At 48.6% G+C, this 603-nt stretch carries 1 protein-coding gene; it reads left to right on the plus strand.

The features are described from left to right. A partial coding sequence (locus tag ACOCD2_RS25105) for a TraE/TraK family type IV conjugative transfer system protein (protein ID WP_419626373.1) occupies positions 1-603 on the plus strand: 603 nt, incomplete at both ends.

The raw sequence follows: 603 nt of genomic DNA on the forward strand, positions 1-603 counted from the left end.
TACACTGGTTCTTGCGGCAACATTGGTCATTTTAGCATCCAAGGTAGCCACACAGCATGAACGGGTTGTCTTGGTTCCTCCCCATCTTGACGAGCGAATGAACGTCGGCTGGGAGCAGGCGGACAAAGAATACTACAAGGCCTGGGCCATGTATGTATCGATGATGATCGGTAACATCACTCCTGATAATGTTGACTTCATAACCAACAATCTCAGTTCGATGTTCAACCCAAAAATCTACCAGTCCCTGAAGCAGCAACTGTTGTCTCTTGCGAAGGAGCCAATGTTCGCGTCCGGAACATCCATCAGCTACTTCACCGCTGACCAGGTAATATATGAGCCGGCAACCAATAAGGTATTCGTTGTTGGTGAATACATTTCCACAACGGCTACTGCGGCGAGCATGCTTGACTCCACCCGATATGTCATCATGGAATTCAAAATGAGCATGCAATCAGGCCGCCCAGTGATCAACTACTTTACCTCGTATCCAGGGCGACAACCCCATACTTTGAAATGGAAGGCAGCCAACAAAAATGCCGCGAAGGAAATCGACGAAACCGAAGCCTCTATTGAACAGGCTGTTAAGTCCGGGGGTGACAA

It is taken from the genome of Thiolapillus sp. (assembly GCF_048562965.1).
In the GTDB taxonomy this organism is placed as follows: domain Bacteria; phylum Pseudomonadota; class Gammaproteobacteria; order Chromatiales; family Chromatiaceae; genus Thiolapillus; species Thiolapillus brandeum_A.